General features: G+C 69.2%; 14 protein-coding genes. 11 read left to right on the top strand and 3 right to left on the bottom strand.

Going from position 1 to position 17053, the window contains the following annotated elements:
* The first annotated feature begins 712 nt into the window (after nucleotides 1-712).
* Genes ACZ61C_RS34050 through ACZ61C_RS34025 form a run of 6 tightly spaced genes read left to right on the top strand, consistent with a single transcriptional unit; the run spans nucleotide 713 to nucleotide 7797 of the window.
* Nucleotides 713-1180, top strand: a complete 468-nt coding sequence (locus tag ACZ61C_RS34050; RefSeq protein ID WP_465311981.1) for a pyridoxamine 5'-phosphate oxidase family protein — start codon at nucleotides 713-715, stop codon at nucleotides 1178-1180.
* A gap of 59 nt (nucleotides 1181-1239) precedes the next feature.
* Entirely contained in the window at nucleotides 1240-3318 is a 2079-nt protein-coding gene (locus tag ACZ61C_RS34045; RefSeq protein WP_465311980.1) for a YcaO-like family protein, read from the top strand.
* The gene (locus tag ACZ61C_RS34040; RefSeq protein WP_465311979.1) at nucleotides 3311-5305 is read left to right on the top strand and encodes a xanthine dehydrogenase family protein molybdopterin-binding subunit; all 1995 of its coding nucleotides are present in this window, start codon (nucleotides 3311-3313) and stop codon (nucleotides 5303-5305) included. The genes ACZ61C_RS34045 and ACZ61C_RS34040 overlap by 8 nt, the downstream gene beginning before the upstream one ends.
* Nucleotides 5302-6123, top strand: coding sequence for an FAD binding domain-containing protein (locus ACZ61C_RS34035; RefSeq protein WP_465311978.1), 822 nt, complete (start codon nucleotides 5302-5304; stop codon nucleotides 6121-6123). The genes ACZ61C_RS34040 and ACZ61C_RS34035 overlap by 4 nt, the downstream gene beginning before the upstream one ends.
* Nucleotides 6113-6559, top strand: coding sequence for a (2Fe-2S)-binding protein (locus tag ACZ61C_RS34030; protein ID WP_465311977.1), 447 nt, complete (start codon nucleotides 6113-6115; stop codon nucleotides 6557-6559). The genes ACZ61C_RS34035 and ACZ61C_RS34030 overlap by 11 nt, the downstream gene beginning before the upstream one ends.
* The gene (locus ACZ61C_RS34025; protein WP_465311976.1) at nucleotides 6547-7797 is read left to right on the top strand and encodes an MFS transporter; all 1251 of its coding nucleotides are present in this window, start codon (nucleotides 6547-6549) and stop codon (nucleotides 7795-7797) included. The genes ACZ61C_RS34030 and ACZ61C_RS34025 overlap by 13 nt, the downstream gene beginning before the upstream one ends.
* Here the strand turns inward: ACZ61C_RS34025 and ACZ61C_RS34020 are convergent.
* Entirely contained in the window at nucleotides 7773-9716 is a 1944-nt protein-coding gene (locus ACZ61C_RS34020) for an ABC transporter ATP-binding protein (protein WP_465311975.1), read from the bottom strand. The genes ACZ61C_RS34025 and ACZ61C_RS34020 overlap by 25 nt on opposite strands.
* Before the next feature lie 368 nt (nucleotides 9717-10084).
* Between ACZ61C_RS34020 and ACZ61C_RS34015 the strand changes: the two genes are divergently transcribed.
* Nucleotides 10085-10903 (top strand): helix-turn-helix domain-containing protein, encoded by an 819-nt coding sequence (locus tag ACZ61C_RS34015; RefSeq protein ID WP_465311974.1) that lies wholly within the window; start codon nucleotides 10085-10087, stop codon nucleotides 10901-10903.
* A 36-nt stretch (nucleotides 10904-10939) separates the two neighbouring features.
* Here ACZ61C_RS34015 and ACZ61C_RS34010 read toward each other — a convergent pair whose 3' ends face one another.
* Nucleotides 10940-11461, bottom strand: a complete 522-nt coding sequence (locus tag ACZ61C_RS34010) for a hypothetical protein (protein WP_465311973.1) — start codon at nucleotides 11459-11461, stop codon at nucleotides 10940-10942.
* A gap of 152 nt (nucleotides 11462-11613) precedes the next feature.
* On the opposite strand from ACZ61C_RS34010, the gene nicT reads away from it, so the two are divergent.
* Nucleotides 11614-12744 (top strand): Nickel transporter NicT, encoded by a 1131-nt coding sequence (gene nicT / locus ACZ61C_RS34005; RefSeq protein ID WP_465311972.1) that lies wholly within the window; start codon nucleotides 11614-11616, stop codon nucleotides 12742-12744.
* A 125-nt stretch (nucleotides 12745-12869) separates the two neighbouring features.
* The gene (locus tag ACZ61C_RS34000; RefSeq protein ID WP_465311971.1) at nucleotides 12870-14048 is read left to right on the top strand and encodes a hypothetical protein; all 1179 of its coding nucleotides are present in this window, start codon (nucleotides 12870-12872) and stop codon (nucleotides 14046-14048) included.
* A 702-nt stretch (nucleotides 14049-14750) separates the two neighbouring features.
* Here ACZ61C_RS34000 and ACZ61C_RS33995 read toward each other — a convergent pair.
* Entirely contained in the window at nucleotides 14751-15329 is a 579-nt protein-coding gene (locus tag ACZ61C_RS33995) for a TetR/AcrR family transcriptional regulator (RefSeq protein ID WP_465311970.1), read from the bottom strand.
* A gap of 106 nt (nucleotides 15330-15435) precedes the next feature.
* Here ACZ61C_RS33995 and ACZ61C_RS33990 point away from each other — a divergent pair, with 106 nt between their 5' ends.
* Nucleotides 15436-16137, top strand: coding sequence for a lysostaphin resistance A-like protein (locus tag ACZ61C_RS33990; RefSeq protein ID WP_465311969.1), 702 nt, complete (start codon nucleotides 15436-15438; stop codon nucleotides 16135-16137).
* Nucleotides 16138-16203: 66 nt separating this feature from the next.
* Nucleotides 16204-17007: a DedA family protein gene (locus ACZ61C_RS33985; RefSeq protein WP_465311968.1), complete on the top strand. Its 804-nt coding sequence runs from the start codon at nucleotides 16204-16206 to the stop codon at nucleotides 17005-17007.
* Nucleotides 17008-17053 lie beyond the last annotated feature (46 nt).

Raw genomic sequence — 17053 nt, 5'->3', positions numbered from 1 at the left:
TCGAGTTTGCTGCCGGGTGCGTACGCCGTGGCACCAGCTAGACCGCGCCGGCGGTCTTGACCTCGATCCCGAGGTGACGTTCGTGATCGGCAACGTCTCGTGCCTGGTTGCGTGCGGGCACGTGCGTGGTGGGCGATGCGCGGTTGTCGGTGGGATGCTGTCGGTTGAGTCAGGTTCTGAGGTTGCTGATCGTGAGTTCGGCGATTTTCTGGGCGGCGCCGCAGGGATCGGCGAGCTGGCAGGCGAGGCAGAGGCGGTTCTTGCGCACTTGCTCAGGCCGCGTGCGAGGTGTCGGCCGGTCTCGGCGCGGCGGCGACAGCGGTCACGGTCCGTGAACGCGACCGTGCCGGATCGCATCCGTCGGTCGTGGTGCGAGTACCCCTTCGGCCGGGTCGAATTGACGTTCCTTGTGCGGCGGTGGCGACAACCCGCCATCGCGTTGCTCCGGTTCCGGGTCGATGACTAACGTCGAATTTGTCGCCGAGAGGTGGCATTTCCTGGTTCACCGAACGAAAAGGAGAGTGTCATGCTGGAGGACGCCAACCGCGTGGAGAACGGCGAAGAGATCCTGGCTCCGGGGCACCACGCCACGATGTTCTCGACCTTCTCGTGGGACGAGGCCGACGAGGACTGATTCGCCGTCATCGGGTGAATTCCCTTCCCGGGCCGACGGGGTGTCGGCCCGGGAAGGGCCCGTTCCGAGGAGGGAGCCGTGGTGGGTTCGTGGCAGGAGTTCGCCGAAGGAGCGCCGGAATCGGCGGCCTTGGGCAAGAAGATACTTTCCAAATATGGCGTCGCCTATCTGGCCACAGTCCGGAAGGACGGCGCGCCGCGCGTTCATCCTGTCTGCCCCGCATTTCTCGGTCCGGAAATCTACATCGGCGTGATGGGCTCGTCGCCGAAGCTGGACGACCTGCGGCGCGATCCCCGATTCGTGCTGCACGCCCTGCCCGGGCCGCAGAACGCCGAGTTCGTGCTCCGCGGTCGCGTTCGCCCGTTTCCCAGGGATCTCGCTGAAGATCTGCTGCAGAAGCGAGTCGCGAGCGGCGACGACGTCGTCGACACCGTGTTCTTCTTCCTCGACATTGAGCGCGCGGACCACGCGACTTATGACGCCGCGCGGGGGCTCCGGCCCGTGCCGACCCGGTCCGCCTGGCACGCAGCGGAGGTGCGCTCGTGAAACCGGACGATCGTCCTCGACTTGCCCGGATAGAACTCTTCCGCCATCCCGCTGGTGGGGTGCTCGTCGGAGCTCCGGACGGCGGCTTGTTCCGGCTGCGGCACTCCGACGCCGATGTGCGTGGTCTGCTCGAAGCGTGCGACGGCAGCCGTGCCGTCCGGCAACTCGCCGAGCGGTGGCCGTTCGACGGCCGCCTACCGGAACTGCTCGAAGGGCTCGCCCAGCACGGATGCCTGACGGTGCCGACGCCACGTACCTCGAGGCTGCTGCTGACCGGCGACGAAGACTTGTTTGCGCATGTTCCGGACTGTGGGTTCGTGGTCGAACCGGTCGAGGACCTCGGCGAGGTCGACGTTGCTGCCGACGACGCGGTCGTCCTGGTCCTGTCCTCCGGGCTCGTCCGGTCCCGGCTTGCCGCGGCCGAACGCCGGTGCCGCGAACTCGGGTTGCGCTGGACGCATTTCCACCTCGAGCGCGGACGTGGCTGGTTTGGACCGCACGTGAGCTATGGCCGGACGCCCACAGTGGACGACTTGCTGGCGCGGCGCCGGTGCGCCACTGCGGACCCCGACCTGCTGTCCGCTTTGGACGACCCGGTTCCGGTAGCCGGACTCGAGCCGCCGGGCGCAGCCGGACTGCGCTGGATGATCGGCACCGCGCTGGCCGACCTGTGGCATTGGCTCGACGGCGAGGTGGCCCGAGCGCAGTGGCACGAGGTCGAGCTCGATCCTCGGGAGTTCTCCGTCATCGCACACCCTGTCCTGCCCTTCGACGAGGTGGAGCGCCCGGCGTCCCTGCCGGACGATCCCCACTCGCTCCTCGTCGACGACCGGACCGGAATCGTGCGCGGCACCACCGACGTCGGTCACCACGAGTCGATCCCACGGACGCTCACGACCGTGCAGGCGAAGGTTTGCGACATCAGCCGCGTCAGCCCGTGGCGCAACGACCCCGTGGCCGGCGGCAGCACCTTCGGCGACCGCGAGGCCGCCGCGCGAGCCGCGGTCGGGGAAGCCGTCGAGCGCTACTGCGGCAACGTGGTCCAGCGGGACCTGCTGACCAAGGCGACCTACGCCGAGCTGGCCGCGGCCGGTGAGCACGCCGTCGATCCCGAAACACTCGTCTTGTTCTCGGAACGCCAGTACGACGCGGCCGGGTTTCCGTTCGTCCGCTTCACCCGTGACCTGCCGGTGCACTGGGTCCGGGGACATTCGGTCACGCGCGACCAGCCCGCTTGGGTGCCGGCCAGCCTGGTCTACGCGAACTGGTTCACCCCGAGCTTCGCCGACGACCCACCGACCAACGGGACGTTCTTCCCCGGCATCGCCGCCGGGCCCGACGTGGCCGCCGCGACGGCCGCGGGCCTGCAGGAGGTCGTTGAGCGGCACGCCACGATGACCTGGTGGCTCAACGCCGCCCGGCTGCCCGGCGCGTACCTCACTCCCGAACTCGAAGCAGCCTGGCCGCCCGGTCACCGGCAGCGGCGCTGGGTCGTCCCGCTCGACAACGAGTTCGGCTTCCCGGTGCTCGCCGGCTGCGTCGAAGACCTCGACGAGGGTCTCCTGACTGTCGGCTTCGCAGCCCGCCCCGATTCCGTCCAGGCCGGGCTGAAAGCCTGGACGGAGGCGCTGACTCTGCAGGACATCGCCCGTGACTTGAACCAGCGGCACGGCGGGTACCGCAAAGCCGCCGGCGCGGGCCGGATCGACGGCGCCGGGCTCAAGCCCTGGCGTGCCGACCGGGGCTACCTCGACGACTTCCGCGGGGACTTCCGGGACGTCGTCGACCTCACCGCGCAGGTCCAGCTGCACCTCGACCCCCGGGCGCAGGATCTCATCCGGCCCTGGCTCGACGTGCCGGCCGAACGCCCGCTGCCGCCACCGGCCACAGCCGACCTGCGCGTCCTCGTCGAGCAACGGGGGTACGAGATCTTCCGGGCCGACATCACGACCCCGGACGTGCGCGCGGCGGGTCTGCGGGTCGTGCGGACGCTCGTGCCCGGTCTGGTGCCGAACACCCCGGCCGCGTTCCCGGCGTTGGGCCGGGGAGTCGTGACGACAACCGCGGTCGAGCTGGGATGGCGCGCCGAGGCGCTCGACGAGGCGGCCGTGAACCTGGTTCCGATGCCCCATGCCTGACGTCGTCGGCAGGACGGTGCGGCGCCTGGACATCGCTGACAAGGTGTCGGGTCGGCAGCTCTTCCTGACCGACCTTTCCTGGAGCGGGGACGCCTGGGCCCGCGTCGTCCGGTCGCCGCACCCGAAAGCCAAGTTGACCGGCCTGAAGATCGACGCGCCGGGGGTGCTCGGTGTCTTCCTGGCCGAGAACGTTCCGGCGGGGCGGTTCAACCCGGCGCTCGCGCCGGACACGCCGCAGCTGCGCGCGGCGTCGGACAAGAAGCTCCTCACGCGGATGGCACAGCACGTCGGCGACGGCGTCGCCTTGGTGGTGGCGGAAGACGCAGCTTCGGTGGAACACGCGGTCGCCACCGCCGAGGCGTCGTGGGACGTTCGGGAGGCGTTCCTGTCGATCGACTCAGCACTCGCCGGTGGCGCGGTTCTCGGCCGGATGGGTTTCGGGGACGACGTCGAGCAGCCACTGGGCGAGGCCGCAGTCGTGGTGAGCGAGCGGTTCGAGGTCGCCGGGGCTCATCACGTCTGCCTCGAGACGCACAGCTGCCGGGCCGTGCCGACCGAGGCCGGCGCGGAAATCTGGTCGAACACGCAGTCGCCGGGCGAGCTGCGGCACCTGGTCGCGCTGGTCCTCGGCCTCGCCGAGGACGCCATCCGGGTGCGGAAGATCGACGAAGGCGGCGGGTTCGGCCTTCGCCAGGACATGTACGAAGAGGCCCTGGTCGCGTGGGCCGCGCGTGAGCTCGGGCGGCCGGTGCGGCTCACCTACGACCGTGCCGAGGAGTTCCGCGCGACCCGGCGCCGGCACGGCATGCGCGCCGACGTGAAGCTCGGCGCCAACCCGGCCGGCCTCGTCACGGTCGTCGATGTCCGCGCTGTCGTGGATTCCGGCGCCTACGGTTCGCATGCGCCCTATGTCGCCAACGCGATCGCGCTCGCTGCCCGGACGATGTACCCGCGTGCAGCCCACCATTTCGCCGGTGAAGTGGTCCGGACGAACACGCTGCCCGGCGGCGCCTATCGGGGCTACGGCGTCGCCCAACTCGGGTTCGCCGTCGAAACCGCGGTCACCGAAGCCGCTCGCCGGCTGGGGATCGACCAGGTCGAGCTGCGGTGCCGCAACGCACATCCTCGCTTGCGCGAGTGCCTTGAGCGAGGCCGGGGAGCGTTCGGCTGGCCCCGCCGGGCCGAGCACTCGGGCGAGGTACTGCGCGGTTACGGCGTCGCGATCGCGGTCAAGTCGACCGTGACCGGGGAGGAATCCGAATTCAGCGAGGCCCGTGTCGAGCTGCGCGAAGACGGCGGTGCGACGCTGTTCACCGGCACCTGCGACAGCGGCACCGGCTCCTCGACCGTGCTGGCCCAGGTTGTCGCCGAAGAGCTCGGCATCCCTGTCGGCGCGGTCCGTGTTGTCGAGGGGGACACGGCCGTGACGCCCGCCGACGTCGGCAGTGCGGCCCAGCGAAGCGTCTTCCTCGGTGCCGGAGCGGCCAGGAAGGCGGCCCGTGCCGCGCGCGCCGGCTCGAAGGAGCCCGTCGTGTTCCGGGCGGACCGTGCGCCGGGCAGCTACTGCGCCTGCTTTGTCGGCGTCGCGGTGGACCCCGGGTTCGGCACGGTCACCGTGGAGGAGTGCCTGATGGTCACCGACTGCGGCCGCGTTCTCAACCCCGGTGGCGCCGCCGGGCAGGTCCAGGGTGGGGTGGCACAGGGCATCGGCCTCGCCCTCGTCGACCACTGCCCACCGGAAGGGGTCACGACCATCCAGGCGCACGGTGCGCCGACCAGCCTCGATGTCCCCGATGTCCGAGCGCTCTTTGTCGACCGGCCCGTCGACGCCGCGCCCTACGGTGGCCTGGGCTTGGGTGAGCTGCCCATCGTCCCGGTTCCGGCGGCGGTCGCCGGAGCGGTCGCGGACGCCACCGGTGTGCTCCCGACCTCGATCCCGCTGCGTCCGGACGTCGTTTGGGACCTCCTCGCCGGGGTGGGCCGATGATCCGCAGGTCAGCGCCCAGGCGGCTGCTTCAGCCGCGGACCGCCGACGAGGCAGCCGCACTGCTGGCCGAGCACCCGGACGCCGTGGTCGTGGCGGGCGGGACGCTCGCGGTGCCCGGTTGGCGAGCAGGCCCCGCGGCCGATACCGCGTTGTACCTCGGCGGGATCCGGGAGCTCGCGTACACCGCCGTGGACGGCTGCGGCGCGCTGTGCAGCTTGCGCGAGCTCGCCGCGAGTCATCCGGGCACGGCGTGGGGGAGCGCCGCCGCGTCGATCGGCGGCCCGGCACTGCGTGAACTCGCCACCGTCGGCGGCAACGTGGTCGCCGCGTCGCCGGGTTGTGTCGCTGCCGCCCTCCTCGCGGCCAATGCGCGCGGCGAGGCGATCGATCTCCGTTCGCGCCGCCGGATCCACGGTATTTCGCTGGTCGATTTATTTATCAATCACAACCTTCTGCTATTGTCGCTGAACTGGGACACGGGGGGTGATACGGAATTCGGGAAAGTATCCGTGCGTGCGGCCGGCGGCCCGAACGTTGCCAGCGTGGCGGTGCGCCGCACGGCGGATGGCGCGGCTGTCGCCGTCGGCATGCCGGGAACGGTCCCGATGCGGTTGCCGTCGGCCGAGAAGTGCTGGCTGGGCGGGGAAAGTCCGGCTGACGTGGCCGCACAGGCCGCTGCGGAACTGACCTTGGACGACACCGTCCCGGAGGCGCGCCATCGGCGAGCCGTGATCGCGACGCTGGTGCGCCGGTTGATCGTCCGGTGCGAGGGAAGAGCTGCCGATGTCGAGAGTGCACGTCAACGGAGTGCCACGTGAACTGCCGGACGACGGCCGTAGCTTGGTCACGTGGCTGCGTGAATTGGATTTGACGGGAACGAAGTCGCCGTGCGGAAGCGGCCACTGTGGAGGGTGCACCGTTCTGCTCGACGGACGCGCCGTGCTGTCGTGCATCGTCCTCGCCGCGACGACGGACGGTCGCCGGATCACGACGATCGAAGGGCTCGCGGAAACCGGCGACGAACTGCTGGAAAGCTTTGCCGAAAACGGTGCCGCGCAGTGCGGCTTCTGCACACCGGGGATGATCGTCGCCGCCCGGGCCCATTTGTCGGAGCCCCGCGAGCCGGGCGCGGAGCGGGAAGCCGCTCGCCGAGCTCTGGCCGGGAACATCTGCCGCTGTACCGGGTACACCCGCATCGTCGACGCGGTCGCCTCCTGCGCGGCCGTGGGGGAGGGCACGCCGTGCGAAAAGTGATCCATGACCTGGCGGTCGTCCGCCGGAATCCGGTCTTCCGCCGGTTCTGGCTGGGCATGCTGATCTCACGTGCCGGTGACGCGTTCACCACGGTGGCGCTGTCCTGGCTCGTGCTCACGGTCGCGGGCCCGGCCGAGCTCGGTGTCGTACTCCTGTGCTTCGGCCTCCCCCGGATCTTCAGCGCGCCTGTGGCCGGGCGGTTGCTGGATCGGTTCCAGCCACGGATGCTCCTCGGCTGGGACAACGCCTTACGCGGCCTGCTCGTCGCGCTGCTGCCCCTGCTTGCGGCCGTCGAGCTGCTGAGCGTGCCGGTCATCTGCGTGATCGCGGCCTGTTGCGCCGCGCTGTCGGCGGTCACCGAGGTCGCCGAAGGCGCGCTGGTGCCGCGGCTGGTCGACGACGCCGACCTCGAGCCCGCCAACGCGTTGCTGGGCGCCAACTGGGAGCTGGCCTACATCGTCGGACCACCGGTCTCCGGCCTGATCGTCGCCTGGGCCGGCGCATCGCCGGCGTTGATCGTCGACGCGCTGTCCTTCGGCCTGATGAGCCTGATCTGCTTCAAGCTTCCCCACATCTCGAAAGTCTCGGCCGAGCAGCCCGCCGGTTTCCTCAAGAAGTGGTTGGGCACCGGCGCGCTGTTCCGGCTCCCGGCGGTTCTCACGCTCACCCTCGCGACCGTCGGGTTCCTCTTCCTCAACGGCATGATCGAGGTCTTCTACCCGGTCTTCAGCCGCGACGGGCTTCAGGCCGGATCGGGCGCGTACGGCCTGCTCGTCGGCGTCACCGGTGGAGGAGCGCTGCTGGGCGTCGTCTTCGGCCAGGCGTTGTTCCGCAACCTCCGCCCGGCGGTCAAGATCGCGCTGGCGGTCGGTGGCGGGGCGCCCTTCTTCGGGCTGCTGGCCTTCACGGACAACGTGGCGGTCGCCGTCGTCCTGGTCGGTGTGGCGTCTTTCCTGTGGGGGCCCTACTACGTCGTCGAACGGTCGCTCGTCCAGCGGCTGATCCCGGAACACCTGCGTGGGCAGGTGATGGGCGCGCGCACGGCGGTGTCCTCGCTGGGCTTCCCGCTGGGCAGTGCGGCCGCGGGTGCGGTCATGGCCGGTGCGAGTCTCGACGCCGTCATCTTTGCCATGGCCCTTGCCTACGTCGCCCTCGCCCTGGTGCCGCTGTTGTCGGGGGCGGTCCGGAAGGCGGTGGCGGCGAGGGAGGCCGCTCAGACCTCGGCGGCGGCGCGGTAAGCAGCGGCTTGGATCTCGTACAGCTCGCTGTAAAGCCCGCCGGCCGCCTGCAGCTCGTCATGCGTGCCTTGCTCCACGATGCGACCGCCTTCGAGCACGACGATCCGGTCCGCCGAGCGGACGTTGGCAAGGCGGTGCGTGACGAGGATCGTCGTCCGGGTGCCCTCGCCGGTCGAGCTCGCGTTGCGCAGGCCGTCGAAGACCCGGGCCTCGGCCCGGGCGTCGAGGGCCGCGGTCGGCTCGTCCGCCACGAGCAAGGTGGCGTCGCGGTAGATGCCGCGTGCGATACCGAGCCGCTGCCACTGCCCGCCGGAGAGATCCTGACCGTCCTGGAACTTGCGGGACAGCAGAGTCTTCTCCTTGCGCGGCAGTCTATCGATCACTTCGTCGGCGCCGGACAGGGCGACGGCCTGCTGCCACCCGAAGCCGTCCCGATCGTCCCGGGACAGCCGGCCGACCCGGATGTTGTTCTCCGCCGTCATCGGCCACTCGGCCGGAGTCTGGGCGATCACGGCGACGTGCTCGTGCGCGCTGAGCGGGTCGGCAGCGGCGAGGTCGACGTCGTCCCAGGTGACGGTTCCGCTCGTCGCCGGGAAGAGGCCGGTGAGCACCTTGCCGAGCGTGGTCTTCCCGGACCCGTTCTCACCGACGAGGGCGACGACCTCACCGCGCTTGATCGTGAGGTCCAGCTCGCGCAACGCCGGCCGGTCTTGCCCTGGGTAGGCGAACGACACGTTCTCCAACCGGATGACCTGCGGATCCTCTGGCACCTTCAGCGCCGGCCGGGGTTGACGGCGGCGAGTCGCTTCGCCGAGCAGCTGTCGGTACATCTCCAGGTGGAAGGCGCCTTCGTGCAGCTGGTTGACCTCGCGTAAGCCGGCGGTCAGCGCGGTCGCGGCGGTTCGCATCGCCAGGACCGCGGTGCCGGCGACCGCCAACGGCATCGCGGCGGTCCACAACAGCAGCAGGAGGACGCCGTAGGCGACACCGGTGCCCGCGCCGGCGATCGCACGGCCGGTGAGCCGGACACCGGTGCTGCGCCTGGCCAGGCGGATCTCGTCGCGCATCAGCCCGTCGGTGATGCGGTCGTACTCGTCTTGCAGGCGATCCTGCAGCGTCAATGCGTGGCGTTCGAGAGCGAAGTCGCGCGAGGTGGCGGCGTTGCCGACGACCGACTTGCGCATCTCCCGGGTCACGTTGTCCAGGAAGTGCCGCCGGTTGAGGCGTGCCACCCGGCCCGACGCCCAGGCATCCGCGGCTGCCGCCAACAGCAGGACGAGAGGCAGCCAGGGGTTGAGCAAGCCGGCGGTGACGAGCGCGGCGAGCATCGCCACGATGGCGGCGAACAACCTGGCGACCTGTTGCACGCCCATACCGAGGTACTCGACGCCGTCCTGTGATCCGCGCCGGGCCAGCTCCTGGAAGTCCGCGTCCTCCAGGTCGAGCAGCCCGACGCGCAGGACCGCGGCCGTGATCGCGCCGTCGGCGGCTCGAACCACCCGAGGTCGCAGCGCACCTTCGACCGCGCTCGCCGCCGACTCCAGGACGGCCCGTATGGCATAGGTCAGGACGACCAGGAGCATCGCCGGCACCGAAGCGGCCAGTCTGTCCAGGGTCGGCCCGTCCTTCAACAGTCCGGAGAACACGTCGGCGGTCATCAACAGCCCGTAGGCCGTGGCCACTCCAGACGCCGTGTGGGTCAGCGCGGCTAGCACCGTCAGGCGCCGGGAGGTCTTCCACGCCAGCGCGGCGATCGTCGAAAACGCCGACGGCAAAGCTCGCAGGGATCGCCAAACGCCGGCTGTTGCGACTTCCTCGTCGACCTGCGCCCATTTCGGCGTCGCCAGGTTTTCCGTGCCGATGAGGACCGGATCGGCTCGATTCCCGTCGACCCCGAGACTTGCGCTGTTACCCGCCACGAATCCCCCTTCAACGACGGCTCACCCCGGTTCGCGAGTCACCAGACTAGCTGTCAATCAACTGTACGAAATTAATCAACTTGGCGAGTACTGGTCACGAGTCGCGGGTTTGGTGGGCCCGGAAGGTGCGATGAGAGCCCGTTGCAGCAGGTCAAGGGCATGGATCGGCCGATCGGGTGATGGTTGCCACGTGGGTGGTCGACCTGGTCTTTCTCTACTAGGTTGGGAGATGTCGACCTTGGTCGCGCCGGTCCTGGGGCCTGCGTCGCCAGGCCGTCGGCTTGGGGAGGGGCAGGGGGAAATCGCGTGGTTATCGCGGCGTCCGGATCGTGCATGGGCTCGTTCGACACGAGTGGAAATTGCGGCGATTGCCAGAACAACGGCGGCAACAGCGCCTCTCCGGGTCATTAGGTGACCGTGGCTGCTCCAGAGCGAAACGGAGAGAGGCTTTGTGCTATTCGGACAAGCGTGACCTTCAGGGTGGAGACATCGAGAGCGGGCCGTTCGGCCTGATCGGCGACGCGCTGCGTAACGTGCTCGCGTCGATACAGCACAGCAAACACCTGGACCGCCTGCCGGCTTCGGCGGAAGGCTGGGCGACCGTATCGTCACTGACCGGCCGGGCGCCGACCACCGCTCTGTCGATGGGACCGCCGACCGTGCGAGAAGCACTTCCGGTCTCCGCCCTCGTCCCGGTGGGCCAAGGCGACCTGATGGTCGTGCCGTCCCGGTTCCGTCGCCGCACCGTCGTCTTCGCCGGCGAGCGGCCGGCCGGCGAGGGTTCGGCGTCGCCGAACGTGCAGACAAGGGCCGTGCCACTGGCCTTTCCCTGCGGGGTGATGACGGTGAACGACACGCTGGCGGTGCTGTGGCAGCCCAAAGACCCGGTTCTGCGAGTGCTTTCCGGCGACCGTGAGCTGATCGGGACGTTCGCCTCGCTCCACGATGCGTTGTGGCTGCTCCTGGGGCGAGAAGCCGAGGCGGCCTCGACGACGGTGCCGCCGCCTCGGCATTTGCGCCCGGTGCTCGACTCCCTGGCCGACGGCGTGACCGACCAGGCGGCCCAGCGCGTGCTCGCGCTGTCGTCGCGCACCTTCAGCAGGCGGGCGTCCGAGCTGCTCGACGTGCTCGGCGCGCGAAGCCGGTTTCAGGCCGGAGCGGAAGCGTCCCGTCGTCGGTGGGTCTGATCGCCGGGTGGCCCGGGGCCCGGGCCACCCGGCCGTTCAGGAAGCGGCGACCACAACATCCCACGTGAGGTGGAGTTCGTCCCCGACCGGCAGCTCGGCCCACGTCTTCGCGGCCTCGGCCATCAGGCCATCCAGTTCGGCGAGGTGGCGCTCGTCCACCGGCGCCTCGGCGAGATCGGGGTGCTCGGTCAGGATCGCCGTGCGGGCCTCCTCCGGGGTCCGGCCCGGCTCGAGCGGGAGCACGGCCTCGATCGCGCCGACGAGGTTCTCGGCCAGCTGGATCCGGGACATCACGGACTCCTTGAGCGAGGCCGATCGCTCGGTCGCCGCGGCCTCGTCGCCGTCGAGGACGGTCATGCCGCGGAATAGCGCGCCGCGGGCGATCGAGCCCCAATAACCCCAGTCGAGACCGAGTTGCCGCTCGACCAGAAAATGCGAGAACTCGTGTGGCACGCGATGCGGATGATCGCTCCCGAAGGCTAGGACGCGGGTCCCGTCGGCCAGTCGCGCTGTTGAGCGATGACCGCCGGTTTCGGTTTTCTGCAACGAGATCTGCACGAACGCCTCCTGCTGGACGACTCTCGGTCACGTCGAGCCTAACTCGGTTCGCCGCGCGCGAAACCAATATGGCGGTTGGTCGCCACGCCCTTGTGAAGTCAATTGTCGATAGCGTCGAATAGCGGAATCATCGACGACCGGGGAGGGGCTTCATGACGAATCCGGAAATCACGAGAAAGCGCCGTTCCGCCCTGCAGGCGGTGGTGAGCCGGGATCGCCGCCGCCTCGCGGCCATGTTCGGGTTCATCCTCTTCCTGCACCTGCTGGGCTTCGGGCTGCTGCTGCTCGTGATCCGCGGTGGTTCGGTGAGCGCGGCCCACGGATTCGGCATCGGCCTCGGGCTCACCGCCTACGTGCTGGGCATGCGGCATGCCTTCGACGCGGACCACATCGTCGCCATCGACAACACGACCCGGAAGCTGCTTGCGGACGGCCGGCGGCCGGTCTCGGTCGGCTTCTGGTTCTCGCTGGGGCATTCGACAGTCGTGCTCCTGCTCTGCTTGGCGCTCGGCCTGGGGGTCCGTGCGATCGCGGGCGGGGTGGTCGACGAGTCGTCCACGCTGCACCAGGCGACCGGGGTCTGGGGAGCGCTGATCTCCGGCCTGTTCCTCCTGCTGATCGGCTTGCTGAACGCACGGGCGTTCGCCGGGATCTTCAAGCTTGCCCGCCGCGCCCGCAGCGGCGAATACGACAGCGCCGAGCTCGACCACCAGCTGCAGCTGCGCGGGTTCCTGGCCCGGATCCTCGGCAAGCTGACCAAGTCGGTGCGCAAGGAATGGCACATGCACCCCATCGGCTTGCTTTTCGGTCTCGGGTTCGACACCGCCACCGAGGTTTCGCTCCTCGTCCTGTCGAGCAGTGCCGCGGCCTTCGATCTGCCCTGGTACGCCTACCTGGCGCTCCCGGTCCTCTTCGCTGCCGGCATGAGCTTGCTCGACACCATCGACGGCACCGTCATGATGGCCGCGTACGAGTGGGCATTGCTCAGTCCTGCTCGCCGGATCTACTACAACCTCGTGATCACCGGCATCTCGGTGGCGACCGCGCTCATCGTCGGCGGGGTCGGGCTGTTCCGACTCCTCGGTGACCAGCTCGGCGTGACGTCGGGGCCGCTGGCCTGGGTCGGTGAGATCGACTTCGAGTACGTCGGGTATGGCATCGTCGCCCTGTTCCTGGTGACGTGGATCGTGAGTGCGGCCGTGTGGCGGTTCGGTCGCATAGAGGAGCGTTTGCAGCCGCGTCACGACACCCCCGAACCAGCGAGGGTCGTGACCAATTCCTGATCCGGTCGGAACCCGGCGGCCTGTCCGATATTCCGGCGTAACAGGCGGAGCCCGGCCGGCGACTTGGGGTGGCAACGGCCACGTCCCCTTTGTCGCCGTCCGTTTTCCGGCCGGACAGGAGGGCCATGCGCCCGTTCGTGAAATGGTTCCTGGTGTTGCTCCCCGGAGCGATCGTCATCGCCGCTCGCGCCTACCTCGTCGAGGAAGGCGTGCTTTACGGAGCTTCCGCGGTCGGCCGGGTCGACGCCATCGCGGCCGGAACGCTCGCGCTCGGTGCGGCTCTCGCTGTGTTCATCGGCAGGCGCCGAGGGGCTTTCGACGACCCGGCGCCGCCTGACGATCGCCGATTCGGGCAACGGTGGAGCGACTGGGTCGCGGGACTGGCCGCGCTCGCCAGCGTGATCACCCTTGTGGTCAACGGAACCAACCTGTTCCAGCCGGCCGAACGTGTCGACATCGCCGTTCCGGCTTGTCCCGGCGTCACGTTGAGGAATTCGACGTACGTCGGCCTCGTCGACGCGACCAAAGGCCTGAACAGCAGGTCCGGGCCGTCCGCCAGTTACAACCCCACGGGCCGGTTCGCCAACGGCTGCTCGCTCGGGTTCGCCGAGTACTGCCTGGGCGACGCCTTGCCGGACACGACCGGCACCACAGCGCAGGCGGCGTGGCGAACGAACCGCTGGCTCTTGATCACCCGCCACTCGGAGGGGCTCCTCGGCACGTTGGCGAGAACGTTGTCGAGCGAGAGCCCCGACGATCGTTACGTCTCGGACTCGTTCGTCATCCCGGAAACGCGGTTCGACCAGTTGACCCGCCGGGACAGCGCTCGCTGCCCCGGGAATCTCGCCCCGCCCGGGAAAGCTATCGCGCGGGTGACTCCCGCAGGTGGCAGCGCCGTCGTCGAAGCCAGTGCCGCCCACGCGGTGAACATGGGTTTCGCGACCTGGTTCCCCGCTGGCGAAGCCGAGTTCAGCGACGCGGGGAGGTATCAGCAGATCTTCAACTCTTCGGGCACGCCGGCCGACAACCCCGGTGCCACGGATGTCGCTGGGAACAAGAGCGCGTCGTGGAACTACGGAAGCAGTTTGGCTGCTGTCGCGCGGGGGAGTGCCGCTCCGCCGACACGGCACGCGTTTCTGGTGGTGCTTCCGTGCGTCGCCGACAACATCCCAGCCGACTCCGCCACCGCCGTGGTCAAGCGCTACACGATCGGCAAGGACCAGATCGCCCTCGATGACCAGCCTCCACCGCCCGGGTTCGACATCGACCGGGCCGCACGTGCGGCTTGCGGAGCCAACACCTGAGCACGCGAGGCGTCCGCCTGCTGCGGATCGCACGAGTTGTGCCGAGTCTTTCTCCCGATATGTAATTCTTCGCCCATCGTTTCCTACCCTGCGCTGGTGACCCGTCGCGTGCCAGGCCTCCCCACCGGGGTGCGGGCTGCCCGTGGCGCGGCGCTGGCCCTGAGCGCGGCGGTTCTGTCGGTGGACCGGCGGCGGTGATCGGCGCGTTGTCGGCGTCGCAGCTCGTGCTCCACGTGATTCTCGGCGTGCCGCCGCTGCACGGCCATCACGACGTGGACTGCGACCATGTCGCGACTGTCGGCGGCCGGTCCGGCGGGTCGGACCCCAAGAGATTCACTCATAAGTGGCACGCTAGCACGATAGCGCCAATCGTACCGGTACGAATTCTCAAATCGTGCCGGTACAGTCAGCGGCTTCAGTACCGGCGCTGCGGATGTCCGCGCACGAGTGCTGCAACGCTCGGCGAATGAAGGGCTGGACACGCGGAATCGCCTGGTGAGCGGCACCGACTGCGCGTCCCCAACGTCGACGCGGAACCCCGATTCTGTCTGCCCACCGGCCCTGCGCCCCCGGACTTGACGCATCAGCGATGGAGCCGCCCCACGCCGAGAAGCCAACCGTGCGGTCGCTTACCTTGCTCCGCGCGCAGAGCAAGGTAGGGATGGTGCCGTCGCACGGCCTGACGCTCAGTGTCGGCGACGTTCACCGTGTCAGCAGCTGGTGCACGTACCACCGCAGCAGCCGTCGCTCGCGCGGCAGGTCGAAGCGTTCCGGCTCGATGACCGCACACAGGTGCAGACCGTTGACCATCGCCAGCACGTAGGCCGCCTGGTCGTCGATGTCCTTCTCGGCCAGGTGTCCTTGCTTGGCGAGTACCGCCAACCACCGGCGCACCGCGGCGGTCGACGCCCCGTGCGCGCTGCGCAGGACGTTCTTGAGGGCCGGCGCGGCATCCGGCGCCAACGCGGTGCAGTAAAGATCGAACCAGCCGCCCCGGGACGAAATCTCGCGGTCGGGCTCGGGCAGGAACTGCTCCAGGCAGTCGTAGAGGCGCACGGCCGGGTCTTCGGTGTCGTCCTCGATCGCCAGGTCGGTAAGCACGGAGGCGACCAGCTCGGTCGACAAGACGTCATGGAGATCGGCCTGCGTGGGGAAGTAGTGCCGCAACGTCGTCGCTCCCACACCGGCCTCGCGGGCGACCCCGCGCACACTCAGGGCGCCGTAGCCGCTCTTGCGTGCCAGGCGAATTGCGGCCTGGACCAGCTCGTCCCGGGTAGACATCCCCTGAGTGTACCGGCACGAACGCAATGATCGTACCGGCACACTTGACGCAATTCGTGCTAGTACATATTGTCAGATCGTACTAGCCGATTCGAGGGAGTCCGTCATGACTGAGCCGCTGCTGAAAGCGCCGACGGCGCGTCTCACCTGTCCGGGATGGCCGGAGGTGCTGGTCGCCGCTGTCACCTATGCCCTGGCCTACCTGGTCGGGCCGCCGCTGATCGATCAGTTCGCAGGGAGTTCCGGCGTGGCGTCGGGGCTGTCCTACGCCGCCCTTTCGGGGGTGATGGCCCTGCTGGCGTTCGCGGTGGCTTTCGTGATCCGGGTCCGGGCGTGGCCGGCCTTCGGGGTGCGCGCCGTGTCCGTGCGCTGGTGGTTCATCGCCGCGGGACTGGGCCTGGTCGCGATCGTGCTCAGCCAGGTCCTGTCCACCGCCGTGGTCGCCCTGCTGGGGAACCGGGTCACCGATGTGCAGGGGGACTACCGGGACGCCGCGTCGGCGGGGCCGATCGCGCTGGTTCTGCAACTGCTGTTCCTGGCCGTGCTCACGCCGCTGGGTGAAGAGTTCGCGTTCCGCGGCGTGCTGACCAACGCGCTGTCGCGGTATGGCGTGTGGGTCAGCGGCTTGGTGAGCACCCTGGTCTTCGCGGCGGTTCACGGCCTCAACATGGCGCTGGTGCCCGCGTTCGTCGTCGGAACCATCAACGCAATCTTGTTCCTGCGCACCAAGTCGGTGTGGCCCGGCGTGCTCGTCCATGCCCTCAATAACGGGTTCGTCACCGTCCTAGCCGCGCTCACGGCGGCGTAGAAGTCCCGGTGGCGCCCGCCGGTGCGCGTCGCCGAGCATCCCGTCCCCCTGCTGTGAGGAGAAGAGATGTCCGCAATCAACGAGGACGACACATCGATCGCCGCCGGAAAACCGGAAGAACCGACCGAAGGCAAGCCGCCGCGCCGATCCTGGTGGGGCCGCAGCTCCAGCCCTGAGGAGATCGAGGCCGCCAAACGGCAGTGGCGCGAGCTGCGGCCGTGGAGCAGCCCGATGGACCGGGCCGACAAGGTGCTGATCGGTGTGCTGATCGCCGCGATCGTGCTGTCGCTGGGTTCGCTGCCGCTACGCCCATTCCTCCTGGCCTCGCACCCGATCGCGACCGCGGCGGTGACGGGCAGTTCGTCGGCGATCGGCGCAGGCGCCGCGTTCGCCCGGCTCGAGCAGGCGGACCTGTGGATCATCATCGTCGCCGGGATCATCGGCAAGATCAAGTTCGATTGGCTGTACTGGTGGGCGGGACGCCGCTGGGGCCAGAAGGGACTGCAGTTCTTCGTGCCGACCGAGAAGGCCCGACGGCTCGTACCGCGACTGCGGTCCTGGCCGGTGTGGGGGAAGTTCGGCCTCGTCACCGCGGCGTCAGTGCCGGGTGTGCCCGCGATCTTCGTCTTCCTGCTCGCCGGGTTGACCGGGATGTCACTGCCCGCGTTCCTGCTGGCCGACGTGCTCGGCGCCGGTCTCATGACCGGATTGATCGCCGGCCTGGGTTACGGGCTCGGCCAGCAGGCCGTCGACGTGGTCCTGCTGATCGACCGCTACGCACTGTGGATCACCCTGGCTTTCGCCGTCGTCATCGCGCTTCAGGCCACCCGCGCACAGCTCGCCCGTCAGAAGAAGCAGCAGACTGCCTAGGGGCGTGCCATGGCATTGCCCGGAACGGGCCGTGCTCAGCGCCCGC

Source organism: Amycolatopsis sp. NPDC104587 (assembly GCF_055583645.1).
The sequence above is the reverse complement of the archived record's forward strand: the minus strand, read 5'-3'. Positions and strand labels throughout refer to the sequence as shown.

Excerpts from the sequence above, each read along its gene's own strand:
- nicT (WP_465311972.1), top strand. The coding sequence starts at position 11,614 with ATGACGAATCCGGAAATCACGAGAAAGCGCCGTTCCGCCCTGCAGGCG.
- ACZ61C_RS33985 (WP_465311968.1), top strand. The coding sequence starts at position 16,204 with ATGTCCGCAATCAACGAGGACGACACATCGATCGCCGCCGGAAAACCG.
- ACZ61C_RS33990 (WP_465311969.1), top strand. The coding sequence starts at position 15,436 with ATGACTGAGCCGCTGCTGAAAGCGCCGACGGCGCGTCTCACCTGTCCG.
- ACZ61C_RS34000 (WP_465311971.1), top strand. The coding sequence starts at position 12,870 with ATGCGCCCGTTCGTGAAATGGTTCCTGGTGTTGCTCCCCGGAGCGATC.
- ACZ61C_RS34040 (WP_465311979.1), top strand. The coding sequence starts at position 3,311 with ATGCCTGACGTCGTCGGCAGGACGGTGCGGCGCCTGGACATCGCTGAC.
- ACZ61C_RS34035 (WP_465311978.1), top strand. The coding sequence starts at position 5,302 with ATGATCCGCAGGTCAGCGCCCAGGCGGCTGCTTCAGCCGCGGACCGCC.
- ACZ61C_RS33995 (WP_465311970.1), bottom strand. The coding sequence starts at position 15,329 with ATGTCTACCCGGGACGAGCTGGTCCAGGCCGCAATTCGCCTGGCACGC.